Source organism: Janibacter sp. CoH_79_TC_3 (assembly GCF_058197955.1).
The window spans coordinates 38,456-64,520 of record NZ_JBXWIV010000004.1 but is presented as its reverse complement, the minus strand read 5'-3'; the positions used below and the strand labels follow the sequence as shown (position 1 = coordinate 64,520).

The 26,065-nt window shown below is 38.9% G+C and carries 16 protein-coding genes; 6 read left to right on the top strand and 10 right to left on the bottom strand.

Annotated elements, in window-relative coordinates:
* Positions 1 to 250 precede the first annotated feature (250 nt).
* From AC2FA3_RS05465 to AC2FA3_RS05440, 6 genes are all read left to right on the top strand, one after another.
* Positions 251 to 1,414 carry a YifB family Mg chelatase-like AAA ATPase gene (locus tag AC2FA3_RS05465; RefSeq protein WP_490508672.1) on the top strand — a complete coding sequence of 388 codons (1,164 nt, stop codon included), beginning with the start codon at positions 251 to 253 and terminating at the stop codon, positions 1,412 to 1,414.
* A 155-nt stretch (positions 1,415 to 1,569) separates the two neighbouring features.
* Positions 1,570 to 3,345, top strand: a complete 1,776-nt coding sequence (locus AC2FA3_RS05460; RefSeq protein ID WP_490508671.1) for a hypothetical protein — start codon at positions 1,570 to 1,572, stop codon at positions 3,343 to 3,345.
* A 209-nt stretch (positions 3,346 to 3,554) separates the two neighbouring features.
* The gene (locus AC2FA3_RS05455; protein ID WP_490508670.1) at positions 3,555 to 5,372 is read left to right on the top strand and encodes a ShlB/FhaC/HecB family hemolysin secretion/activation protein; all 1,818 of its coding nucleotides are present in this window, start codon (positions 3,555 to 3,557) and stop codon (positions 5,370 to 5,372) included.
* A 73-nt stretch (positions 5,373 to 5,445) separates the two neighbouring features.
* Positions 5,446 to 14,634, top strand: coding sequence for a two-partner secretion domain-containing protein (locus tag AC2FA3_RS05450; protein WP_490508669.1), 9,189 nt, complete (start codon positions 5,446 to 5,448; stop codon positions 14,632 to 14,634).
* Positions 14,635 to 14,643: 9 nt separating this feature from the next.
* Positions 14,644 to 14,964 carry a hypothetical protein gene (locus tag AC2FA3_RS05445; protein ID WP_490508668.1) on the top strand — a complete coding sequence of 107 codons (321 nt, stop codon included), beginning with the start codon at positions 14,644 to 14,646 and terminating at the stop codon, positions 14,962 to 14,964.
* Between the two features lie 84 nt (positions 14,965 to 15,048).
* Positions 15,049 to 15,483 (top strand): DUF5376 family protein, encoded by a 435-nt coding sequence (locus AC2FA3_RS05440; RefSeq protein ID WP_490508667.1) that lies wholly within the window; start codon positions 15,049 to 15,051, stop codon positions 15,481 to 15,483.
* Positions 15,484 to 15,739: 256 nt separating this feature from the next.
* Here the strand turns inward: AC2FA3_RS05440 and AC2FA3_RS05435 are convergent, their stop codons facing one another.
* The 10 genes from AC2FA3_RS05435 to AC2FA3_RS05390 form a co-directional block, all read right to left on the bottom strand.
* Entirely contained in the window at positions 15,740 to 16,300 is a 561-nt protein-coding gene (locus tag AC2FA3_RS05435; RefSeq protein WP_490508666.1) for an IS630 family transposase, read from the bottom strand.
* Positions 16,239 to 16,580 carry an IS630 transposase-related protein gene (locus AC2FA3_RS05430; protein WP_490508665.1) on the bottom strand — a complete coding sequence of 114 codons (342 nt, stop codon included), beginning with the start codon at positions 16,578 to 16,580 and terminating at the stop codon, positions 16,239 to 16,241. The genes AC2FA3_RS05435 and AC2FA3_RS05430 overlap by 62 nt, the downstream gene beginning before the upstream one ends.
* Positions 16,581 to 16,658: 78 nt before the next feature.
* Positions 16,659 to 17,156 carry a Mov34/MPN/PAD-1 family protein gene (locus tag AC2FA3_RS05425; RefSeq protein ID WP_201598537.1) on the bottom strand — a complete coding sequence of 166 codons (498 nt, stop codon included), beginning with the start codon at positions 17,154 to 17,156 and terminating at the stop codon, positions 16,659 to 16,661.
* The gene (locus tag AC2FA3_RS05420) at positions 17,153 to 18,982 is read right to left on the bottom strand and encodes a ThiF family adenylyltransferase (protein ID WP_490508664.1); all 1,830 of its coding nucleotides are present in this window, start codon (positions 18,980 to 18,982) and stop codon (positions 17,153 to 17,155) included. The genes AC2FA3_RS05425 and AC2FA3_RS05420 overlap by 4 nt, the downstream gene beginning before the upstream one ends.
* A gap of 9 nt (positions 18,983 to 18,991) precedes the next feature.
* The gene (locus AC2FA3_RS05415; protein ID WP_201598531.1) at positions 18,992 to 20,308 is read right to left on the bottom strand and encodes a CBASS cGAMP synthase; all 1,317 of its coding nucleotides are present in this window, start codon (positions 20,306 to 20,308) and stop codon (positions 18,992 to 18,994) included.
* Positions 20,301 to 21,296 (bottom strand): CBASS cGAMP-activated phospholipase, encoded by a 996-nt coding sequence (locus AC2FA3_RS05410; RefSeq protein ID WP_201598529.1) that lies wholly within the window; start codon positions 21,294 to 21,296, stop codon positions 20,301 to 20,303. Before AC2FA3_RS05410 ends, AC2FA3_RS05415 begins: the two co-directional genes overlap by 8 nt.
* Before the next feature lie 277 nt (positions 21,297 to 21,573).
* Positions 21,574 to 22,599, bottom strand: a complete 1,026-nt coding sequence (locus tag AC2FA3_RS05405; RefSeq protein ID WP_490508663.1) for a TniQ family protein — start codon at positions 22,597 to 22,599, stop codon at positions 21,574 to 21,576.
* Positions 22,596 to 23,498 (bottom strand): TniB family NTP-binding protein, encoded by a 903-nt coding sequence (locus AC2FA3_RS05400; RefSeq protein ID WP_201598527.1) that lies wholly within the window; start codon positions 23,496 to 23,498, stop codon positions 22,596 to 22,598. Before AC2FA3_RS05400 ends, AC2FA3_RS05405 begins: the two co-directional genes overlap by 4 nt.
* A gap of 3 nt (positions 23,499 to 23,501) precedes the next feature.
* On the bottom strand, positions 23,502 to 25,394 hold the full coding sequence (locus tag AC2FA3_RS05395) for a TnsB C-terminal domain-containing protein (protein ID WP_201598526.1): 1,893 nt from the start codon (positions 25,392 to 25,394) through the stop codon (positions 23,502 to 23,504).
* Between the two features lie 4 nt (positions 25,395 to 25,398).
* A complete protein-coding gene (locus tag AC2FA3_RS05390) occupies positions 25,399 to 26,064 on the bottom strand; it encodes a TnsA endonuclease N-terminal domain-containing protein (RefSeq protein WP_490508661.1) in 666 nt (221 codons plus the stop codon).
* Position 26,065 lies beyond the last annotated feature (1 nt).

Sequence of the window (26,065 nt, the reverse complement as noted above, 5' to 3'; positions counted from 1 at the left end):
ATGATAGATAAGATAAATTAAAAAGCATTTATCAATCATATAACAATTTCAAACCTCTATACTAGCGAATAAACCAACGGAATTAATGGCTGACATTTAGTTTAAAGATACACAGAAATGCCATTTATATAGCTAAATAATATGCTAGGAACAATATTGTTTAAACGAATTAATAAAAACTAAAACACGACATTTGCGCGCTGATTAATAATACTCTATTATCGATAAATATCTATATTAGGAAACGCTCATGTCGTTTGCCCAAGTCTATACGCGCTCAGTTGTCGGGCTGCATGCACCGCAAGTTATTATTGAGGTGCATTTATCGCAAGGCTTGCCAGCGCTGACCATTGTCGGTTTGCCTGCTGCTGCCGTGCGTGAGAGTAAGGATAGGGTGCGCTCAGCGATTTTGAATTCGGGCTTTCAATTCCCTAATCGGCGCTTGACGATTAATCTAGCACCAGCAGACTTGCCAAAAGATGGAGCCAGACTGGATCTCCCTATTGCTATTGGTATCTTGGCGGCGAGTGATCAGTTAGATCCAGAAGTATTGTCAGGGTTTGAGTTTATCGGAGAGCTTGCGCTCAATGGTGAGCTGCGACAGGTGAGTGGTAGCTTGGCGGTAGCGCGGGCAATAAAAGCAGAGTCGATAGTGGTAAAGTCTGCAACAGCTGATGAACAAGCGCCGCACCAGTTACGGCAATTACGGCAATTACGGCAATTAATAGTACCGATTGATAATGGTGCAGAGGCAAGCCGTGTCGATGGCGTCGAGATATTAGGCGCTCAAAGCCTAAAAGCAGTTTGTGGTCATCTGCAGTCGTTAGCAGACCCAAGTGTAACTTTTGAGAGGTTGGAGATAGTCGCGCCCAGTCCGGCGCAGCATCATGCTGGCTATAAAGTAGATTTAGCCGATGTAAAGGGTCAGCATCATGCGCGGAGGGCATTAGAGATAGCCGCTGCAGGTGGTCATTCGCTATTATTTACCGGGCCACCCGGTTCAGGCAAGACTTTGATGGCATCACGGCTACCAACTATTTTGCCGGACTTGAGTGACGAAGACGCATTAGAAGTTGCTAGTACCTATTCGGTGGCAGACAGCGACTACGATTATGGTACGCGCCCATTTCGCCAAGTTCATCATACTATATCTGCGGTAGCTTTGGTCGGTGGTGGTTCTCGTCCTAAACCTGGTGAGATTACGCTTGCGAATCGAGGAGTTTTATTTTTGGACGAGCTGCCTGAGTTTGATCGGGCGGTGTTAGAGGTATTGCGTCAGCCGTTAGAGGCCAAACAGATCACCATTAGCCGCGCTAATTCACAGATGACCTTTCCCGCTAATTTTCAATTGGTAGCAGCGATGAATCCATGCCCGTGTGGCTATGATGGTGACGGCTCAGGACGATGTCGCTGACAACTACAAATCTAAATGATAATTACAAAATTAGATGATAATTACAACTATAATTGATAATATGTATAAGCTTACATTTGAGACAAAAATTGGTGAAATAAGTTTAAAATTATATTAATCAAACGAAATTTGTATAAATTAGAAAAGGTTTTATTGTGAAGATAATATTTGAGAACGAGCGCTTTGAAAATAATTATTTTATAAATAAAGCACTATATAGGTTGGAAGCGATTGAAAATATTAGCAAGCATGAGCCGTTTGAATTTTTAAGAGTCAAATTTTTTAAGTTGCACGAAACAGTGTCAATAGATAAGTTAAAGAGTCATGAATCAACTGGAAATTACAACAAATACTTCGATTCTATTGGGGCAAAATTTAGTGCAAGATTAATCAGTGTAGACATAAGGGTTGAGTACTTATATCTTATGTCAGCAGGCTCTATTTGGAAGGCTAAAGGCTCTAAATCTATCGAAAAAGTTTTTGAGCCTATTACCTCAGAAACTATCGAAATTGGTATAGAACGAAATAGATGTGTTCAAGAAGATGTCTATAAATCATTGAATACTTCTGCTAAATTTAATCCTCTTAATCTAAATAATAAATTACCCTTATTAGCTATTTCAGATTCTTTCGTTGAAGGTAAAAACACTACGGTACTTATTCCTTACTCTGAAATTGTTAGACATTATTTTTCTGCATCAAAATATTTTATTTCTAAATTGTTTGAAGAAGATAGAATAGTGGAGTTAGCTGAGCTTATTGGAAGCTTGGAAGACAACTCTGATATTTGTTCGGTAAAGCTTAATAGCAGACATTTTCTTGATAGTGATGTTCCATTCATAGCTCGAGCTTTATTGGACAAGACGACACTTTTCGCAATGCGATCAATTCATAGTCGTGCCAATAATGCTTTAAATCATTCAGAACAAAAGGGTTATTATCATAGGTTGACTGGATTACCCTTAGAAACAACTTTACCTTTCAAAGATAAAACTAAACTTGACGTTATAGGACACTACTTAAATATAGAAGGTAGTGAAGATAGGTTCTTTTTAGTACGCAAAATTCAAACTTGTCACCACTCTTGGCCATTTAAAAAATTAAATATTATTAGTGCCGAAACATTTAAAGATCGTGAGAGAGAAGAATACGAAGTTAGAGTATCTAAGGAACAAGCAACGGTAGAAGAAGATCAAATAGAATTGACTGCTGGAGACAGACCAAGTGCTAATAAGACCGAATTAGTTATAGAGCTTGATCAAAGTGCACGTTTTCCGTTTCTCAACACATTACCAGTTCAAAAGAAACATGAGCAGGATGGCAAAGAAGAGACTGTTTATAATGTTATAGGTATCAGCCAAGTGACTCTACAGGATAATGAAGCTGTAAATAAAGGATCTCTAGGTCAAGAAAATTACATAAGAAATAATCCAATTAACCCTGTACAAATAACTCCTGAAAGAGGGCCAAGTGAAATTAAATCTCTTAATGAAATTTCTGAGATCTTTCACGAAATTGAGTCAGCAAACGAGAATTGGCGTGTTACGGCCCTACCACTAAATCATACTGATAATACTCATCCTTATGGGTTATTTGATTTTGAAGGCACAAAATGGTCTGAAGTTTATGAGAGAAATCGAAAAGGACTACTACTAAGAGTTGAGATAAGAGACAGGGCTGTACTGTACTGCTTAGATATTGAGCCTTATAAAAGTGCAACATTTAGCTTATTTTTGTTTACAAGCCCTATACAAGGTACGAATGAGATGAACCTAGCTGGTATCATAAACACAATTAGTGAGAGCCGTGGTAAAGGGATTAAGTCAATTTTAGAGTCTAGGTTTAAAATTGTAGAACCTTTGAAACATATTAGTTATGTTAATAATCCTATCGAAAATAGAATTGTTAATAAAATCAATGAAATTATTTAGTAAATAAATTTAAAAAATTAAATAAATAATTTGATTGTGAACCAAATTTTAATCATTTCACGCTATAACTAAGTAAGGTAATATGGAAAATTCAATCAACTACAAATAATTTTATTAAAATAGTAGCCTGGCATCTAATACTGATAAATAAGTCTTGCTTTGAATATATGTTGATAGCATAATTTCCCTATAATAATCTTGGTGAACTTATGTACACATATCTTGCTACTGTTAATCAAAATCGTTTTGTCAAACATCTGTTACCTATCAGCATAGCAGCCATATTAGGTATAATCAGTCCATTAGCAACAGCAGAAGATATCTTACCCTCTGCCGTTGGCGTTAATACTATTACCCCTGAGCAATTTCAACAACAGCGCACCGAGGCCTTAAAACAACAACAGCTGTCCAGGCCCAACGTCAACATTGATACGACTGAGTTTCAAATTACAACGTCATCTGTTAATCCAAATACTGATCCTGCCTCCACCCCTTGCTTTGACATCAATAATATATATCTCACTGGTGAGCTAAGCGCCCAGTTTAACTTTGCTCTGCGGCCCTATACCTCAGGCCAAGAATCGATGTTAGGTCGTTGTCTATCTGTTAATGATATCAACCAGCTAGTCACTAATGTTCAGAATCGTATTATTGAAAAAGGTTACGTGACTACGCGTGTGCTGGTTGATAATCAAAACCTTAAATCAGGTAATTTATTCCTCACCCTTATTCCTGGTCGTATTGATCAGATAACGCCTATCGATATAAAAGCGTCTCGTCCTATCTATATTGACAATACCGGCAACCCTGCTAACTTTGCTCCTGCCATGCCGATGCGCTCAGGTGACCTGCTTAACGTACGTGATATCGAACAAGCGCTTGAGAACTTCAAACGTGTACCCACCGCTGATGCGGATTTCTCTATTGTGCCAAGTAGCCGTATGAGTACCCCAGGCTACAGTGATATTAAAGTCAAATGGCAACAGGATAGGCGCTGGCGTCTCTCGGCCTCAGTAGATGACTCAGGACAAGATAGCACTGGTGTTTACCAAGCCAACGTCACGCTGTCCCTTGACAATCCGACATGGCATAACGACTTGCTTTATGTGTCGTATAACCGTGATTTGGACGGTGGTAATGAAGATAGTGATGGTAGCGACGGCTATAACCTCGGCTATGTATTGCCTATCGATAATACGCTAGTCACCCTAACGCATAGCGGCTATAACTATGATCAAACTATCGCAGGTGTCAATCAAGACTATGTCTATAGCGGTGAGTCCTACAATACTGATCTCTTGGTATCGAAACTCGTGCATCGTGATAATCACAGTAAAACCTACCTAAAAGCTGGCAGCTTTGCCAAGCAGCAAAACAACTTTATCGATGATACTGAGGTGGAAGTACAGCGTCGTCGCACCGCAGGCTATAAAGTCGGTGTGGGCTATGAGACGGTGATTGGCAAGACGCAGTGGCTAGGCGATATTATTTATCAGCGCGGTACAGGTGCCTTTGATGCCATTGATCCGCCTGAAGCACTATTTAATGAAGGTAGTGCGCGTGCTGGTATCATCAAAACAAATATTGATGTCAATCGAGAAATGGCGATTGCTAAGCAAGCTTTAAATTATCGCGCCACATTTAGAGGTCAATATGCCACTGAAGCATTAGTGCCCAACGAGAGGTTTATCATCGGTGGTCGCTACAGTGTGCGCGGCTTTAATGGGGATCGCAGTTTAAGCGGCGATCATGGCGCATTACTTAGACAAGAGCTGAGCGCTTATTTAGGCGACAGACCCCATGCCATTTATGCAGGTATTGATGCAGGATACGTCAAGCTTGATAACGAGGTGCAAGATGATTTACTGCTTGGTAATCATTTGATTGGTGGTGTGGTTGGTGTTAAGGGTTATGTGACCCCACTACGCACAAGCTATGATCTGTTCGCAGGCTATCCACTTAATCAGCCTGATAACTTTAGTGATAAAGACTGGGTGACTGGCTTTAGTTTAGGCTGGCAGTATTAGCTTTATATTTGAAAACAAAATAGTTATTAAAATTAAATAGTTGCATGACTCTATTATACCCAAGGACATCTTTATGAATAAGCAATGCTATCGAGTTATCTTTAACAAAGCCCGTGGTATGCTTATGGTGGTGTCCGAGGCCGCACGTTCTCATGGTAAAACCAGTAATACAAGTGAGGGTGGAAGCAATATTAGTCAAGTCGCTGGTAGTTCTCAGATTAATAGTCAGACGGCTGGTCACACTGATGCTTCTAATAGCAATAGTAGCAGTTATCAAAGTAGCAAATTAATTACGCTAAGATCACACCTTTTATTAGCATTAGGGCTAGCTACTATCGTGGCAACAACGGCCCATGCTGATGCCACGAACATAGTCGCTGATCGCAATGCAGCGGCTAACAATCAAGCGGTGATAATCAACACCTCAAGTGGTAAGACGCAGGTCAATATCCAAAGTCCAAGTGCGGCTGGGGTCTCACGTAACGTCTTTAGCCAATTCGATGTTGGCGCTGATGGCGCTATTTTAAATAATAGCCGTGTCAACGCGCAAACTCAGCTTGCGGGTTGGGTTGAGGGTAATCCCTATCTCGCTCGCGGTGAAGCTCGGGTCATTCTAAACGAAGTCAATTCAAGCGATCCGAGTCGCTTATCTGGTTTCACTGAGATCGCAGGCGGACGAGCTGAGCTGATCATCGCTAACCCTGCTGGTATTACTTGCGCAGGTTGTGGCTTTATCAATGCCGCGCGCACGACGTTAACGACGGGTAATGCCCTAATGGATCAAGGCCGCGTGACAGGCTTTGATATAAGAGAAGGTAATATTCGTGTCGATGGTGATGGCTTAGATAGCAGTACTTCAGACTATACGCAAATACTCGCAAAAACCACCCAAATTAATGCGGCGGTTTATGCCAAAAATTTAGACGTCATTACGGGTAGCAATCAAGTCAGTTACGAGGCTGATGGCGCAGATTCGATTATTACTTCTAGAGGTTCTGATGGTAGCAATCAAGCCACAGGCGTTGCGCTCGATGTCTCAGCACTCGGGGCGATGTATGCGGGCAAAATTCGTCTTATCGGTACTGAAAAAGGGATGGGCGTGACCAATGCGGGTAGCATTATCGCCTCAAACGCAGGTGGATTACAGCTTGATTACAACGGTAACCTCATTAATTCAGGTACGCTATCCTCTAAAGAAGCGCTGAATATCAAACAAACGGGTAGTATCGATAATTCGGGTACTATCAGTAGCAGTCAAAAGACCATAACTTTAGACAGTCAAGACTTGATTAATTCAGGTTTAATCAGTAGCTACGACCAGACTCAAGCAGTCATTCAGCAACGTATTGAAAACTCTGGAACTATCAGTAGTGGACAGCTTGATATAAAGACGGTTAATCTTGATAACACGGGTCTAATTGAGCAGACAGGTACGGGTAAGCTACAAGTACAAAGCCAAAAACTTATTAATCAAAATCAGGCGATTATTGGGCAAGCACTTTATGACAATCAACCCATAGCGACAACGCCAAGTGTCAATTCTGCACCCAGTACGGCTAATACTGGTGCGCAAAATCAGGTCGTAGACAATTCTAAAAACTCAAATCCACCTACTAATCCTGACGTCCCACCCACCTTTCCTGTTCTAGCGCCAGTTACTACTGATGGCTCAATCACAGCCACTACTATTAGCAACAAGACTAGCAATGCGCGAATTACTGCTAACGGTCAACTAAAGGTACAAGCAAGAGACATTGGTAATTTGGATAGATCAAGTATAGCCGTCGATACGCTTATTACCGACAATCAGCAAGTGAATAATCGCTTAAACAATAATAATAGCCGTATTCAGGTGAGTAATGCTGACTGGAATTTGGCAAGATTTGATAACAGGCAAGGTCAGATAATCAGTCAACAAGGCTTTAATATCACTAGCCAACAAGGGATTGATAACACAGCGGGTGTCTTAGCCAGTCAAAAAAGTATTACGCTTAATACTCAAGGCAATATCAATAACACCAAAGGTTTGATGCAAGGGCAAACGGTAACCACTCAAGCGGCTCAGCTTGATAACACTGAAGGCAAATTATATGCAGATGATACACTTGATCTCACTATTAGCGGTAAGCTTAATAACACTCAAGGTGTTATAAGTGCCAAGCAAGATGTCAGTATTGACAGTCAATCGCTGCTCTCTCAAAACAAGGCGCTTATCCGTAGCGGTAAAGCAATAGATATTAAAATCAAAGATCGATTAGATAATCTGGATAATTCAACTATTGCATCAGGCTCTAGACTCTCTATTCAAGCAAAAGATACCGCGCAAGATGCCACTTCAAAGACCATTGCTGGTATGAGTGAGGATGGTACATTATTGACTAATGAATACGATTTAACGATTACTAGTCGAGATAAACAAAGCAATCAAGGCCAAATTATTGCTACTGGTAACTTAGTTATGACAGGTGGTGAGTTAGATCTAAATAAAGCCACTTTGCAAGCCAAAAATATCGAGTTATCTGCAAATACTGGCGATATTGACCTGAGTTATGGCAAAGTCTACGCTGATAATAAAACGACGTTAAACTCTGTAAAAAATACCAATTTAAGTAATGGCGAAGTATCAGCCAATCAGATCGATATCTTGGCATCGAGTATAGACAATACTCAAGGTAGTCTCTACGCCGATTCCACGATTAGTCTAAACCAAACAAACGCAAACGGGGTGCTAACCAATAATTCGGGCACTATTCGTAGCAAAGGATTGCTAGATATAAGCTTTGATACCGTCAAAAATACAGGTAAGAATTCTTTATTACTCTCTGATGAAGCAATAAAGATTACAGCGCAGCAAGTTAGCAATAGCGATCAGCTAGATGGTAAAAACTTTACTGGAGGTATACAAGCACCAAATATTACTATCAACGCTAAAACCTTGAATAATGCACAGGGTTATATCAGCGCTAATACTAGTGATCTACGGGTCTCACAAAATTTGCAAAATACCCAAGGCTATATTTATGGTGGAGAATCTCTAAATATAGGTGATGGTATAGATGTCGAGGAGCAAAGCTTAGTACTGTCTAATACTGCTGGAGAACTAAGAAGTGATAAAAATATCACAGTGATTGCTGATCAATTTAGCAATGCTAAAGGCTCCGTTATCAGTCAAGGCGATGCCAGTATTGCTCTCAAGCAAGACTTTACTCATCAAGCAGGTGATACCCTGCAAGTTAGTAATCAGTTATCTATTCGAACACTAGGTAATCTTAGTAATCAAGCTGAGCTCAAAGCAGGCAATAAGTTGGTTCTGCAAGCGAATAATATCACTAACGATAGTGATGGCAAGATAGTTAGTGATGAGCTTAATATCACTGCGACCAATACGTTGCATAACAAAGGGTTAATCAACGCTAATGACTTGACGCTCCAAGCTAATTATCTAGATAACGATAGTGCAAAAATCTATGGTACCCAAGTATTGATTAAAGCAAATACGGTAAACAATCAAGGTGGTCGTTCAAACCCTAAAGGCGCTATTATCGCCTCAAGAGGTAATATGGTGATCATTGCTGATACGATCAATAATCAAAGTGGTGCTGTCACTAATAGTAAAGCGCAAGATAATGCATGGATACTAAGCAATGGTAACTTAACCATTGGCGGTGCTATCGATGACAAGGGTGTCATTACGGCCAATGCAAAAGAGGTCAATAATCTCAGCGGTCGTATTGAATCGTTTGGCGATATGTCAATTAGTGCTGACAAATTGATCAATAAAAATCTATCGTTTAAAACTGAGATCCAAGAGGTTGAAGGTAGTGAGAATCAAAAGACATTCATCATACCTGAAGGCACCGCCACTAAAATACCTTTAGATAAATTAAAGTGGGAGTCTTGGAGTCGTGCGGGTCAGTATAGATACGCTGAGGATAAAGACAATGTTATCGAAGAAGGTCAGCTGGGTCAGTCACCAATACCTAACGCGACTAGTTGCAGTGATGGGGAAAATAGCGTTTGTACGCTGAACTATACGAATGACGATCCTGTCTGGGCATACTTTGAGCTGACACCGCCCAACAGAGAAGCGCCACCAGCGCCTAACCTCACTGAACCAACACCACCTTTAGGTCAAGAAAGCTGTAGCGATCCTACCAGTGCAGCTTGCAGTGCTTACAATAATGCTTTTGAGCAGTATCAGCAGCAGCAAAAAGAGTACGATGCTGCCCTACAAGCTTACGATGCTGAAGTAGGTAGTTGGGAGGCGCAAGATAGTGACAAGTACGAAGCACTCGTTAACGCTATTCGTGCCTACAATGAAGGATATGGAAGGATTGAGATCAGAAAATGGACGCAAATCATAGTCAATGAAAAACAAAAACAAAGTGTAGTACTAGACTCAGCACCTGCGCAGATCATTGCTGGTGGTAACCTCGCACTGAATACTGGCTATCTTCTCAATGACAAAAGTCAGATTCTGGCAGGCGGTCGTATTGATTTTGATGAAAGTGCCAATACTCTTGAGCAAACGGATGGTGAAGGTAAGTTACTCGTCATTCAAGACGGTACCAGTCAATATACTAAGTCGCGGTGGCGCGGTGGGTTTAAGCGTTATCATCAGCGTGATTATGATGACAAGATAGCTTATACCGATAAGCAAGAAACCAGCATCAAGTTACCTGTAGCGCGATGGGAGCAGTTTGCTGATCTATCCCCATCCTCACAAGATACGATTGCCGTTGACAATCAGGTCAATGGTAATGGCTCATTAGTAGCAGGTCTACAAGGCGGTGCTGCTCCTACCAATAATACCTCAATTACCGTAGCCGTTTCCCCATCAGGCGATGAGATTAGAAGTGTCGATGGTGCGACTAGCTTACCTAATAGCAGCCTCTACACTATCGATGCTGATAGTACCAATAGCTACTTAGTAGAGACGGATCCTGACTTTGCCAATTATCGTAACTGGCTCACCTCAGATTATATGTTACAGCGTCTCAAACTTGATCCTAACATTACTCAAAAACGCTTGGGTGATGGCTATTATGAGCAGCAATATATTCGCGACCAGATCATGATGCTGACGGGGCGTTACTACTTAGGGAATTACAGCGATCAAGATCAGCAGTACAAAGGTCTTATGGATGCAGGGGTGACTACCGCGCAGAGACTAAATCTACGTCCAGGTATCGCTCTCACAGCAAGCCAAGTTGCTGCTCTAACCAGTGACATCGTCTGGCTTGAGCAGCAGCAAGTCACGCTAGCAGATGGTAGTATACAGACTGTACTTGCCCCCAAAGTTTATGTGCGAGCTAAACAAGGCGCTATTAGAGGCGATGGCAGCTTTATTGCCGCCGTCCAAGTCAATATCAATCTCAATGAAGACTTAAACAACCAAGGACTTATTGACGGTTATAAAACGCTTAACGTAACCGCTAATAACGTCAATAATACCAATGGCGGTCGCTTAAGTGGAGCCGATGTTCGAGCCAACGCTGATAATGCAATTAGCAACATCGGCGGTACTATTTATGCCGATAACACCTTAGGACTAAGTGCTGCTAGCATCACTAATGCTAGCAGCACTTATAGTACTAGCACTCAGCTTGGCGCAAGCACCTCTACTCGCACAGGTATCGATCAAGTAGGATCAATTAGTGTTGGCAGTGGTCTTAAAGGTCAAGTCGATGCTAATGGCAACCCCTTAACCACCTTATCTATAACAGCCAAGAATGATATCGTGTTTGCCGCAGGGGTTGCTAGTAACCAAAGCGGCAACACGCAAATCCTCTCAGAGGATGGCGATGTCACCTTCAATGCGATTAACACTGGCAATGAGATCCGCGCTATTAAAGATGCTAATAACTACTACACTGATGGTCAAACCCAAGACATTGGTAGCCGTGTTACCAGTGATGGTGACTTGACGATAGCGGGCAACAACGTCACAGGTGTCGCCACGACTCTTAACAGTCAAACGGGTAATACGGGCATCTATGCTAAGAACGATGTTAGCTTTACCGAAGGACGCGCCACTACAGACTTCTCAACCGCTAGTAAAATGAGCAGCAGTGGCTTCTTAAGTAAGAAAACGACTCAAGAGCGTTTCAACAGTGAAAGTGACAATGCGATCAATAGCAATATTGAAGGCAATACCGTCTCTATTCAAGCGGGTAATAACATCAGCCTAACGGGCACTAACGCCATCAGTGATCGCGGTACTGCACTTAGCGCTGGTGATGATATCAATATACTAGCGGCACAGAATACCTCAAGCGAAAGCAGTAGCACTCAAGTCAAAAAGTCAGGCATGTTTGGTACAGGCGGTGCCAGTATCACTATCGGCAAACAACAAACGGATGATAGTAATGCTCAAACCGCACTAACCAATACCGCAAGCAATGTCGCTGCTCTTGATGGCAATGTCATTATCAGCGCAGGGGGCAAATATCAGCAAACGGGTAGCAACCTGATTGCTGGAATGGGTGCAGATAGCAGTTTAGACATCAATGACCCTAATCGCGGCAACACCGTTGTTCGTGCGCAAGAAATTAATATCGATAATGCTTTGAACGTCTACACTAATCAAAGCGAGCAGAAGTTTAAACAAAGTGGTCTCTCTATCTCCGTCTCAAACAGCCTCATCGACAGTGCTCAAAGTATTGGGAGTCTAGTTGGCGCTAGCAGTAATACTGAAAGCGTACGTATGAAAGGTATGGCTGGTGTTGCTGGAGCATTAAAAGTAAAAGCTCTTGCTAAAGAGGCCAATAGCGCGGGTTACGATTTACTCGATGGCAACCTTAAAGGCGTCGGCAACACCCGCATACAAGCCACGCTTGGCAGCCAAAAGAGCCAATCAAATAGCAGTAGCTACACTGAGGTCAATCAAGGCTCAAATATTACCACTAACAACCTAGCCCTGATTGCTACTGGTGCAGGCACCGACAGCAACATCAACGTTAATGGCAGTAGATTCGATGTAAATAATAACGCCCTATTCCAAGCGGACAACAACTTCAACGTCAATGGTGTCGCACAAAACAGCAATACGCGTAGTGTTAATAAGAGCTCAAGTGCCGCTATCGGTGGTTATGCGTCTACAGGCAGTGGCGTCGGTATAACCGCTAACGCCAGTCGAGGTAAAGGCTATGCCAACAGCGACTCAGTGACTTATGCCAACAGCCAAATCAACGTTGGTGGTACCACTACCTATGACATCGGTAATGATGTCAATATCAGAGGCGGTGTCATCAACACGAATAGAGCACAAGGCACTATCGGTGGCAATGTCAACATCGAGTCCCTACAAGACACGGCTACCTACGACAGTAAGCAAAAGAACATGGGCTTCACGCTTGATGTCGCTTTAGAGGGTGCAGGATCTAGTCTTTCTGTCAATGGTGGCAAGACGAACATTAACGCGGACTATAAAGCCGTGGGTCAGCAGTCGGGCATCTTCACAGGAGACGGTGGCTTTGATCTTGCCGTTGATGGTAAAACCACCCTTATCGGTGGCGCGATTACTACTACTGATGCTGCGGTAGCCGCTGGACGTAATAACTATGTGAGCAAAGGCGGCATTACTACTCAAGATATTGAGAACACCAGTAGTTATAAAGGCGATGCTATTCAGGTTGGAGTCAGTTTGGGTATGACTGAGAACAAACCTCAGGCTAATAGTAACGGTTTGGGCTACGGCACAGACGGTGATAGTGATAGCAGTATCACTAAAGCGGGTATTACAGGAATAGCAGGTAATAGTGGTATCACCACTGACAATCAAGCTGAGTATGCAGGTGCGCTTGAGAATGTGTTTGATGCAGAGAAAGTCAATGAGGAGCTGGGGGCGCAAGTTGAAATCACTCAAGCCTTTGATCAAGAGCGTCGTAAAATTAAGACTGAGATTAATGCTAAAGAACAAAAATTACGTAAAGAGGCAGAAGAACAAGGACAGCTAGGTAATACTACTGCTCGCGATAAACTTATAGAACAAGCGGACAAAGTCCAAAATCAAGGCCTATTGTTTGATGCCATCTCTGGCGCTATTTACGGGCCCAATACTAATGGCGTAACAGGTTATGTGGCTAAAGCAGCTAGTCCGTTTGTAGCCAGTAAAATTGGAGACTATTTCAAAGCCAATGAAGCCATCAATAGTACAGATGGTGGTGACCGATCAGAGCAAGGTAGTGCTGCTCATATTTTAGCTCAAGGTATTTTAGGAGCTGCTATCAGCTATGCTACAGGTAACGATGCATTGACTGGTGGTGTTTCAGCGGGAGCAGGAGAAGCGACCGCGCCTTTACTATCTAAATATCTGTATGGCGTTGACAAGCCAAGCGAGCTAACGGCTGAGCAAAAAGATACGGTCAGCGCTATTACCAGCGCTTTGGGTGTTGGAATTGGTGCAACGACAGGTAGCGCAAGTAATGCAGCTAACGCGGCTGAGACGAGTAAGGTTGCGGTTGAAGATAATTATTTAACCCAAAAGCAGATAGATGGTTTTTCAGAATTATTGAAAAGGAATCGTGCTAAGAAGGGAGGAACAGATGATTATCAGTATTTGCAAGAAACTATCATACCACTCATGAACAAAAGAATTTATGAAAATACTATTGCGCTTGATAACTGTTTAAACAGTGGTAATCCAGATAGTTGTTTGCCAAAGTTCCAAAAAGTATTTGGGCAAGTTAATTATAATGAACTAATAAAGGAAGTTGGAAAAGGTCAAAACCAAACTGCATATAACCAAGTCATTAATTATTCTTTACGACACAATGATCTCGCAAGCTGTGCTTCAGGTAATAACGTAAATGCTTGTTCTAATTTAGCAGAGTTTAGACGCAATTTTGAAGCAGGTGTTCTTATAGGCGCTGGGATTGGTAAATCCCTTTTAAAACCCTCTCAAAGTTCTGTAAAAGTAGCAGCGTCTAGTAATAATAATATTGGCAGAAATAATCCAAATTATAATAAGGCTCGACATGAGAGGATTAGTGATAAACATAATCAAAGTAAACCAATAATTGAGAAAGATGGGTACTATCATGCTGACGGTATGAAAACATCATCAAACTATTATGAAAGAGTTTGGAAACAAGGCAGACCCGCACCATTTGTCCAAGCTAGAGAAATAATTAATAGTAATCCTAAGATTACACTGGATCCAAGAGGTAGAGAAGGATTTTACAGGTATGAAAGCAGTGGATTAGAAATGATTTACAACCCTAAAACTAAAGAAATATGGCATATACAACCAGTTAGATAAGGAGAAGTTATGGACAACCGTGCTCTTATGCTTATAGACGCTTTAGACTTATATGTTAAAAGCAAATCAGAGATAGATTCTGTATTAGGATTTTATGAAACTGAGATCAAAAATAATTTAGATATGATAGGTAAATCAGGTATCGAAAAAGATAGGAAAATTATCGAAAATCTTTTCAAGATTCAAAATGAAGTTAGCATAGTTATCTATAAGTACAACTATCCAGTTAATGAACTTATAAATAACTTTGTTTACGAGTTTGACAGACAAGACAATGAAAGTATTGATTTTATCTTAAATAAAATTAATACTAACTCAGGGTTTTTATAATAAAATTAAATTTGAATCACGCTTATAAAAATAAAATAGTAAACGGTAACAGGTGGTCTGGCACTACACAATCTGGAGTAAAGGTTGAAGGCTTCCTTGAACCTAAAACAACTGTCTATCCTAGCAAAAATCAATGAAGAAGAGGCTGTTATGAGTATATTATTTTATTATTTTGAAAATAAAGATTGGAATAGGCTTATACCATCATGTCGTCCTTTAGATAATAGCAATGAAATGAGAATGCTTTCCTACTATTTATCAGAACTAGATATTGAATTTTCACAGAACATACTGACTAGTTTAGAAGATAAGAACAATAAATTATTTGATATAAGTTTTGAAACTTGGCAAGTTGTCGTAGACGGTGATAATGTAATTTTAAGTTCTATGCATGATGAAGATAATAATGACTATAAAGCAACTATCAAAAGAAACACTTTTGAAAGTTTTGTAGTCTCATGGGCTGATTTTTTAAAGCAAGATTCTGTCACTGATATTGTTATTGATTCTCAAAGTTAGTAATGATTTCAACGCCGAAAGTTCTATAAGTTATATTTGGATGTTTGGTTCGCTGAATAACTTTGGTTTAAAATGAATCTTAAATACTTTTAGCACTACGATGAGACAAACTTAGAGTCTTCTATAGCGTCAAATACTACTTTAGACAATTTTGAAAGATTGATCTTTAATTTCCTAAAAGATGATTGGGGCCTTGGATTAGAGTATCTAAAAAAAGAGTATGCGGATAATTATATGATTTAAAGATATAGTATAGTCAATCCAGAATAAAATCAGTACATCCCATATCATGGAAGAGTTTAGGTAGATTATTCTCCATCCACCCTTGGCGTAGAAATTTAGCCTGTGCCCATTTTTTCTCAATAGGGTTTAAATCAGGGCTGTAAGGCGGTAGAAATAGCAGGCGATGACCATGCCTGTTGAGTAATCTCTGAACGCGTTTGTGAAAGCCGGCGTTATCCATGACAATGACGCATTTGGTCTTAAGACTAGGTATTAGTGTATCTTTGCACCAACTGTAAAATATATTTCCATCGATGTTTTTCTCGAAGTATTCAAGCGCGAATAACATCTTCTCGTATAAAGCACCAATGACGTTGGTGCGTTTTTTACCTTGCCAGTTATAGCTATCGATACAAGGCTTACCTATCGGTGCATAACCAAAGGGACGCAGGGTTTCAGACTCGAAGCCGCTTTCATCCATGTAGACAATAGCAAAGCCTTGAGCAATGTGTTCGTTAAGTTTACTTAGATACTTAGCTCTCTTTAGGGGGCAAGCTTTTGGATGCGCTAAAGTCTTTTTTTTGGCTAATGCCAAGACGTTTTAAAGCCGCTTCAATGCCTGATTTACTACAGTTGAAACGCTGTGCTCTCTCGTACATGTAATCGTCTGGTTGTTGTTCAACATCTTTTAATAATGCTTCGTTAGGTATTTTACTGGGTGGTTTATTGCGAGTTAGTTTGATGCTAGGCTCTTTGAGCCAATTCTGTAGCGTGGCCTTACTAATGTCATAGAATGCACAAGCTTGTCTGATACTCATACCTTGTTGTTTGACACTTTTAAGCACTTGTGCTCGAAAGTCTGCTGAATAAGTCATAATCTTTTTACTTTTTACTTATTTTAAAACCACTGTACCAATTTTATAAAAGCTCTACTATAGTCTAAAAACTTAAGATTAATAACTTCCATTTTCAAAATAAGTGGGTAAATACAATACTTCATTTTTTTGAATGCCAAGCCAGTCTTCATGTATACCTGCAATGAAGAACAATACGGGTATATCTTTAAAGTACCGACAGGTTTTATGCCACTCCATATAGTCTATATGAGATGGACTCGCTTTGTCTTGAGGGTGCGTATGCCACTCTCCTAAATACTGAATACGCCCACGGCTAGAGTTATGCAGTTGATTTAGACAGTCTTGATGGCCTTGCACATTTCTTTTGTAATAAGTAGGAGTTCTTTCATCAGTGTCTTCAGGTGTAGATAAGTGCGTAACATTAACATTTTCGCAATCAACGCCTCTTTTCTCTCCCATCAAAATGCCACAGCTTTCTAACTGTTGCCGATATCTTTCTTGTCTATAGTTATTTATCACTTCTAGAACTTTAGATTCAAAACTTACTATATGAATAGGGCATTTGTTATCAAAAAACCATGTTTTACTCGTCATGGTTTAGCACATACATGACAGTCAGAATGCGGTAGAAAGTCTGAACTTCTTAAATGATTTGAATGCCACTTCTCATTGTATCGAGTTCTATATCTTGGACTAACATCACCCTTTAACCAATCTAAAACCATATCGGTCACTAAAGCAGCAGTAGACATACTTGATGAGACAGCATAAGGTGTAAAATCAGTACAGGCTCGAATAGCAGTAATAGAATTTATGTCTCCTTCTAGTGCGTCATATGCAGCTCGTATATGATGCCCGTTCTTATTGATACAAGAGCGACAGGCACTTGCAACCATCTTATCGTAAAACAAAGACTGAACACATTCACCATTATTTCTAATCCAAGCGTGGATGATAGGTGCGGTTACTTTATCTGATTGGTAGTAAGCCTCATTAATACGTTGAGACACACCAGAATTTGCCGTAGCATCAATTATTAAATCCACATCCTCCATGAGATTCATTTTATTTAAAATAGAATCTTGGTGAGCTGTAACATTCATATTGGGTAATTGATTCTCGATCTCTTTCTTTAGAACAACAGCCTTGTTGTCATATAAATATTTTTTACCTAGAACGTGCCTTCCTAAGTTTAGTGAAGATAGTTTGTCGTTATCAATTAATATTAAATTTCCATTATTAGCCCCTGCGCCTAATCGAGCTAACGCTAACGCGATATAACCACCGATAGCACCGCAACCAATTACCAATACTTTCTTATCGATCAAACTGGGTTGTTCCAAATTTTTAATATTCCTTTCAAAAATGTGATGAGGCGTATAATTTAAAGACCTTAGCAGAAAAAGTCTGCTTTGACTCAATATTTGTTGTCGATGATTTTTTGAGAGATTTAATCTTCCTTTGTCTTTATAAGCCTTATTCAATAAAGATAGGTCAATTCTAAAGCAAAGTGTTTCACTATCTATAATTAAGCATCCTGTAAAATGATGGCTGGCTTCTTTTTCAGATATGTACATATCTTTAATATGCTTAACGTATCCAAAGATAGCTGATTCAAGCTGAGAATAGGCGCTCAAAGAAATCCTTTTCAACCAGTTGATAAATATTTTAAATGGGATTCCGTTCAATGAGCTTTCACTTATGAATTGGTAAGGAAAAAAATGAGGCTGATAAGAGCTACCTAAATTAATCACAAAACATAAAGTATTCGACCGCTCTTGTAGGGAGTTTGAGATTACAAAGCTATGATAACCTGATGTATCATTATTTATAACCAAAGTAGATCCATAGTATATTGAATACTTTGGATCAGCTTTAACAGCAGTAATATTACTAAGATGATATTGATAATTTTCGCTATTACAAGTCGCCATTTGTTCCCATAAGAAGACTATTTCTTGCACTGTATCTTTGGAACGATAGTGATGATCAGTCAATAGTTGAGTGACTATATTTTTAGATTGACTGAAACAATATTCAATAATAGATAATTTATTATCGGTATCAAACGATACCGTGTTAACTAATGCGTAACATAAATAATAATAGCTTTTATCATCAACTACCCATGGTTTCAAAAATAGATGAGGCGAAGGTAAGATGTTTTCGATAGCTCTTTCTGGTATAGACCTTATATATACAGAAGGCAACTCTATAAAATCCCAATCGGACACTTGTATTAGTAGCTCTATCTCACATTTTCTACCTACATTAAAACGTATAGTCCATGTATCAAGATAAGCTTGCTTAGACCCTAATTGAACCTGTCCTCTGGCATACGGTAAAGGTTGCGCTTTACGTGAAAACGTCCAGTCAGGATAGAGACTACTAATACCTATCATTACATCAGTACGATTCATAAGCTTAAATCAACCACCGATCTGTGATGGGAGAATAGCCGCCGCTGCTGCTACTTGTACAGGTTTAGGATTGGTTTCTTTGACACTAATAGAAACTAAATCCTCATTATCCGTTATCTTATCGCCAAGACTGGTCGTTAAAAGAGTGAGGCATTGCTTAGCTACGGTTGCTTTGGTCGAACAATATTCAAGTGATTCATAAAACTGTTTAGCTAAACGACTGTCATCAGCTCTATACTTATAAGTATTGTCTCCATAATCATTAAATATCTCAGTTTCATGATCTTTTATATCTTTGCAAGTCACGTCTTGCAAAAACCTATTAGGAAGCATTGAGGCTACTTGTGTTAGCGCTTTATCATCTCGTTGCTGAGTATATTCATACGTATCTACTGTTAATATCATAAGCGCTAATGAAGTGGGTGCTTTACGATGTTTGGGGTTAAAATCATAATCTCTCCACGCCTTGATATAACGAACTATAGATCTCAACTGTTGACCTTCACCAGGAAGCTTACTACATTCCTTTAGAAACCATTCACGAACACGTTCACAGTTAGATACTTTCCATTTGCCATCATTTCTAATTAGCGAAATATCCTTTATAGAGGGTTGGGTTGACTCATTCTTTTGTATACCGTCGAATTGGTTGCTTTCCAAAGACTCACTCAAGTTAATAGTGTCTGAACTGCGATTGAAGCTAGACTCTCCAAAAAAAGTTGATAGATCCTGTGGTTGAGTATCTTCACTAAAGTTTAAAGATCCTCCATAACCCCGATTTGATAAACCATCAAAACTTTCATTGCTTTCGACAACATCTGAGTTCTTACGACTCGATATAGGTACATCTTTTAGGTCATTGAACATATCGTCAGGAACGGCGTATAAGGGTATATCAAAATGAGCGTCTGCCATAAATCCTCTTATCCGTAAACAACTTGGGTTCGTATCGTCTAGCTGCCAGTTTTCAACATAACAAAGTTGAGATAAGCTTTGCTTAACATGGCCTATTAATACTTCTGCATCACTCTCTTGATCGCCAGAAAAACACTTTTCAGGTAGATAACATCCATAATCAAAATCTATCTCTTGACCTTCGCGATTTGGTACATTGCAGGTGCCATAAGCCCATGAACCTTGCAATCTAAATTTTGGCTTAGTACCGTATTCTTCTTTAAGCTTAATCTCAAGCGCTTCCTGCACAAGATCTTTGCAGTTTTTAAAAATATCTAGCTGATCTCTTGTAGGTAATAACTGAGTAAAAAAACCTTCTGGTTCATTACGTAACACTCGATGAAAATTATTAGTAGGTATTTCATTATTCATTAATTTGTTCCTCAATATTTATCCAAGTAGGTGCGTTAGTCTGTTTTTCAAGTAGAGCTGATATAAATGGATTGCCTAAAGCTTCTTTCGATGACTGTTGAGCATGAGAAAGTAATACATTAGTTGCATATTCATCATGTCTATCTAGACCTATGTAACTGTTCGCATCTTTAGATACATTTGCGTCTATATTAAAGTATTTCTCGTTTAACATATGTCTAGTCATATGTGTCATCATTTGTTGTTGACTTGCAAGAGTAAGCTCTATGATATTTTTAGGCGCTTTGTTCAGTAACATGCCTTTTGCCCAATCCGTCATTCCACCTTTTTGGTTTTTCTTGACTACGTCAGAGGTTTGGGAAGAAAGAGTACCGACATGTAATAAAGATATATTATCTTTTGGAATACCAAAAAAGTGCTGTGCTTCATGTATTGCTAACAAGCTTGGATTATTGGCGAAAAGCCCACCATCTACATAGTTAGAATGATTGAACTCATATTTTGGAAAGTATATAGGCGCAGCCGAGGTTGCCATAGCAACATCAACGATTTTGAGATGTAAATCACGAACAAAGCTTTCATGGTGAGGAGTTTTGAATACTACAGGTACACCTGCTGAATAGTTAATAGCAGGTATAATAACATTATGCTTCAAATCGCCAATTTTTTTGTCAAAAAAGAATTTGCTTATTTGAGCCTTTAAACCATTACCAGAGTAAGTAGATTTAAATATAGAAAAAAAACTAAATTTCTGTTTTTTAAATATATCCTGCCCATGTGTTTTAAACATTTCAACGACATCTTTCATCGGAATCTCGTAAGCTACTGCTAAGGCTACTATCCCTCCAATCGATGTACCTGCGATAAGATCAAAATAGCGCCCGATAGGCTGATTAGTTTGCTCCTCTAAGTCAGCCAAAACTTTAGCAGCGTATAATCCCCTATAGCCTCCTCCCGAAAGCGTCAATATTCTAAAGTCTTTACCCATTTTGAGTCTCTTTTATTATTTATTTACAGCAGATGACATTGGGGCGCATAGTGATTTTTAAAAGGTTAAGGTTATACAATTGTTTGTATGAAGGGATGTAGTGGGGTAATAGATTTGGATAGCGATGCAAAAAACGATATACCCTGACTTGTAGAGGGTGTTTCTTTGAAAATGTTCAGTAGATAGGCTTGATGGATATATTAGCAAGTATATAAACTATATCGCCATTACTCAAGAATTGAGATACTTTCATACTTTGGTAACTAAAGCTTCTATTCTAAGCCAACTCTAAGTCTAGAATCTTTTTCAGCCAAAAAGGATAGTCAAGATGTGGAGAGTATATAAATCGTTTAGTAATTCCAAATTCTTTGCAGATTTTAATAAAGCTTATAGGCCAATCTTTCATTACATGATATGAGAAAATAATACTGACTCTTCGCATATCAAGTGATAGGTGTTCAGGCTCTGAATGCCGACGTACTATGCTTCTGTCGGTGACGAAATTCTGGTCTAAGTTATTTATACTAACAATGTGATTGAACATCTCAACTCCGTTTTTACTACAGAGTAGAAATGACATAATTCGCTTAAAACCATCGTAGTAGATATGCGAATAATTAAAATGTAAGTTACCAACACTACCATAGCCGTTGACTAACAGTTCAAAATGCTCATGATTTGCTTTAAGTTCATGATGATGAGGTCTTATCTTTGGGGCATCTCTTAAGTCAAAAGAGCATTGACTGCATTTTAGACAGTCAAGTTGCTTAAAATGCTCATCACCTTTCTTATCATAACGAACTAAATCTATTGAGGCACCACAGCTATAACAGTTATCTAGGAAACAGACATTGTGAATGTGACAGCTTGTTAAAAACCCGAACCGCCAGTATGTTCTAAAGTAGGGAGCCTGATCTGTAGATAGGCATAATGGGCAATATTGAATACTACTTTTTTGACCTCTTTGATGAACACCAATGCTCAGAACCCATTTTATTTGCTTAGAATCATTCAAATGAGGGTAAAAATAGTCACAGTTTAAAGAGATTAAAGTGTTGTTCAAATCTTCTTTTTTGATTTCTACAGTACCTAATAGTGATTCAATACTTTTAGTAGAGAGCTGAGTATCAATATCTGACTTCCAAATATCGGTATTTTGAAAAATAATAGTAGATAGCTGCGATGGTTTCATATTAAGGAATAGCGCATTACGTATTATCCAAGATCTAAGTAGTTCGTCCTGATATATTGGGAGTAGCTGTAATTTATATGATAGCTCTAGACCTTGATATTTACAGCTCATCTTATCTGACTTAACAATTTACGTCTGTTTGAAGGTGTCGACAAGGTTACGGAATCAAATGTGTCTTCGTTGATACAAGTTTGATCGTTTTTAATTGAAAAAATAGCCAACTTCCTTAATATTTGAAAAACTTCACCAATCAGCCCTTCACTTAGATAGTGAATTTTCTCAAGATACGGCTTTTTATATAAATATGAGGCCTCTGGTAATATTAAGCTTTGTTCAATAGATGCGATTAATCGAGCAAAATTCTTAGTATCATCTAGAGTGTTTATTTTCCATCTTGGTAGAACCTCTAACTGAAAGCGGTTAGCTAACTGTGAGTCTACTTGAATAGCGTTAAAAGCATCTTCAATACCAGCGCCAACAATTGGAATTTGAAGAGTGTTGCTTAAATCCTTTATCGCATTAAGCAGGTTTCTTTGAGCATTAAGTGATCCTGCGATAATGTGTTGAATTTCATCAATAATTAGCATTCTAGTTTGACGTTTTTTCAGTACTCGAATAATCCGCTCTCTTTTGACACTCGCGCTTTCATTTTTTACATAAGGGGTGTGAAGCTCTTGGAGCATACGAATATAGAAACTATTTTCATCTGGTTTTGAAGGCGCTGATACCATGACAACTGGTTGAATATTGAGCGCAGTATCTTCATCAATATCAAATGGATAACGTTTTAAGAACTGTTTCAATATTTTTGTCTTACCATTGTTAGAATCACCAACAATTAATAAGTTTGGCATTCTATCTGTCTTTGGATAGCACATTAAATCTTCTAAGCTGTTAAGAACTTCTTGAGATCGTGGGTAGCCAATCCACCTATCTGTATTTATATAGAATATTTTTTCATCGTTTGAAGCATTTATTAAGCTTCGAGCTTTATCAGATAAATGTTCCATATACTACTCCTCTATATCTTCGAATGGCTGAATATCAAAGTCTTCTAAGTCCTCAAATTCTTCTAAATGAACCTCTTCTAGTTGCTCAGCTTTCACAGCCATCTGTGGAATAGATTCTTTTACTCTAACTGACTCTTTTTGTTTCAAGCGTCTTATTTTTTTTGTTTCTTTCGATGCGTTTTCAACAATATTTGCCATTTTAATTCTAGCTTCAAAAATATCGTCTTCTGTAACCTGACTTTTTGGAGCAGCGTCCGCTAGTCTTCTCTTGATCTCTCTTAGCTCCCATAGAGATATCGCGGGTCGACTCAAGTTTCTATACGGAACAGTAATGTATGACTTCATATCAGGATCATAAAAAAATACTGAGCTTAAATCTCTTGGATCGTATTTGATAATAAATTGTTTTGAGTTTTTACGTGTTTTATCAGGTTGGCGTATCCATTTTCTTAAAAGATCATGGTAGTAAAGAATACCAAAAAGCTGGATCCCATATTTTTGTACGCTTCTCTCTTCATAGGGTAAGAAATCAATTTTGAGCTGTAGTTCGTGCTCTATCTTAGGTGGAAGCCCTCTACCTAAAGTAGTATCGTTCCCTAAAATCCCTTCTTTATACTTCTCAAACGGAGTCATTCCAAGTTCAGAGTGAACCGTATGGTGATAGATATTGACCACAAGCTCCGTAAACCAAGTTTCGAGTTCAAACAAAGTTAATACCGCTTTTTTCTCCGAATCGTATTCGCCTTTATCTACAATATTTGATTTAGTCGTTCCAGGTAATGCATGGATACCTGTATCGTTGAAAGTTTTAAACAGTCGTTCAATATGTCCACCATACCTTGGCGTCCCAACGGGTCTTTTAGTTAGATTGATATGATATTTCTCACATGCTCTTTTTAAGGCTTTACCATGAAACTCTTTACCATTATCAGTATGGATAGTATCTATTAGGCCATATACTGGCCATTGAGCATCTATTTTGTGATCTGCCAACCATTTCTTTTTATCTAAGATCGAGTGTGTGATACAACATCCTGTTAGTAAGGTGTTTGGCTTTTCTAGCGAGATGTAAAAACCCGTAACCATTCGACTGAAAACATCAATCGCTAACGTGATTGTTGGCCTACCTATAGCCAGTCTATTAACGTCATCAACAACCATAAGATCTAAGGGAGTGTGATCAATCTGTACAATCTCCAAAGGTTTTATTACTTCTGGAAACTTACCAATAATAGGACGATAGGACTCTTGACCATTTTTACCCAGCCTTGTTGATCCAATCTCAGCAGCAGTAAGCTGAGATATTCTGTACCTTATAGTATTGATATGCGGTGCTGTAAATGTAGTTCCATGCAGTTTGTTATATTGGTAGACTTGAGTTTCAAGATTTCTAAAAACATCTGAAACTTTTAGTTTGTCTGTTGATAGATATTGAGTTATACATGACTGTATTATTGTCTCTATCTCAGGCTCAAAGCGTCCATTATCCACACGCTTTTTTCTTAATAAGCTAGTTGGATCCCCCTTACTCGCTTTGTATTTCTGCAATTGTCTATACAGTGTTGGCTCTGATACTCCTAGTTCCTCAGCAGCTTTTTTTATTTCATCACGCCTTTCATCAGAATCGGATTGAAGGATGTTATTAAAAAGCCCAGCCTTATTGTGAATTTCGACCCATTCCTCATCTGGAATATGCATCAACTCAGTAGCTGGTATTATCTTTGTGTCATCCTCATCGACAGGACTTGAAGACAGCTCAGATATGTGGACTTTTTTTGATTTACCAGTAAAACTGCTACGAACGCATACGTGTTCTATATCAAGAACAGCTGTTATTCTATAGCGAGAGTTACCGCTAAAAACTTCTTCACCTACATTTAATTTAACTTCATACATCTTATTAAATCCATATAGAAGAGTTCATTGTTAGGGGACGAGTCAAATCAGCCTTTATTATCTGATTAGATAAGGCGTACCATAAAGTATTTAGGAATTCAGCACGAGCTTCTAAACTACTAGAACATATCCTAATCACATCTTCAGGAGTTGTTTCATTAAACCTTGAAACTACTTTTTTAATCATTTCAAGCTGATAGTTTTCAAAACTTCTGTGTCTATAAGGAAGGAGAAATGTAGCGTTTTTAAGTAAAGGACTTCTGATCTCTTTTTCTGTCCAGATTTTAAATCGTGTATTTTCCTCGGTGGATAGCTCTTTAATAGCTGCTTTGAACTTAGGCTTTAGAATAGCCCAGTCTTTTCTTATGTCGTCCCTATATTTAACTTCAACGTATAGTTTTTTCCCATTACTATATTCTATGAAAATATCAGGCGTATATTTCCTGTTCTTGTTATCATAAAAATACTCAAATGTTCTGGGTTGAGCTAAATGGTTTACTATTGATAAATTAAACTCAGTCAATATCAGAGCATCACGTTCTAGACTTGATTCGAAACCTGAATATGTACTACTATTACCATGAATAAAACCTGTCACGGTTCTATGGTTTCTAGGGATAATTCTAGCTGGAAAATTATCATTTAGTATTGTAGATTTAGTCATCGTCATC

Bases quoted from the DNA above. Each gene is read 5' to 3' on its own strand.
- AC2FA3_RS05465 (WP_490508672.1), top strand. From the start codon at position 251: ATGTCGTTTGCCCAAGTCTATACGCGCTCAGTTGTCGGGCTGCATGCA.
- AC2FA3_RS05455 (WP_490508670.1), top strand. From the start codon at position 3,555: ATGTACACATATCTTGCTACTGTTAATCAAAATCGTTTTGTCAAACAT.
- AC2FA3_RS05450 (WP_490508669.1), top strand. From the start codon at position 5,446: ATGAATAAGCAATGCTATCGAGTTATCTTTAACAAAGCCCGTGGTATG.
- AC2FA3_RS05445 (WP_490508668.1), top strand. From the start codon at position 14,644: ATGGACAACCGTGCTCTTATGCTTATAGACGCTTTAGACTTATATGTT.
- AC2FA3_RS05430 (WP_490508665.1), bottom strand. From the start codon at position 16,580: ATGACTTATTCAGCAGACTTTCGAGCACAAGTGCTTAAAAGTGTCAAA.
- AC2FA3_RS05425 (WP_201598537.1), bottom strand. From the start codon at position 17,156: ATGACGAGTAAAACATGGTTTTTTGATAACAAATGCCCTATTCATATA.
- AC2FA3_RS05420 (WP_490508664.1), bottom strand. From the start codon at position 18,982: ATGAATCGTACTGATGTAATGATAGGTATTAGTAGTCTCTATCCTGAC.
- AC2FA3_RS05415 (WP_201598531.1), bottom strand. From the start codon at position 20,308: ATGAATAATGAAATACCTACTAATAATTTTCATCGAGTGTTACGTAAT.
- AC2FA3_RS05410 (WP_201598529.1), bottom strand. From the start codon at position 21,296: ATGGGTAAAGACTTTAGAATATTGACGCTTTCGGGAGGAGGCTATAGG.
- AC2FA3_RS05405 (WP_490508663.1), bottom strand. From the start codon at position 22,599: ATGAGCTGTAAATATCAAGGTCTAGAGCTATCATATAAATTACAGCTA.
- AC2FA3_RS05400 (WP_201598527.1), bottom strand. From the start codon at position 23,498: ATGGAACATTTATCTGATAAAGCTCGAAGCTTAATAAATGCTTCAAAC.
- AC2FA3_RS05395 (WP_201598526.1), bottom strand. From the start codon at position 25,394: ATGTATGAAGTTAAATTAAATGTAGGTGAAGAAGTTTTTAGCGGTAAC.
- AC2FA3_RS05390 (WP_490508661.1), bottom strand. From the start codon at position 26,064: ATGACGATGACTAAATCTACAATACTAAATGATAATTTTCCAGCTAGA.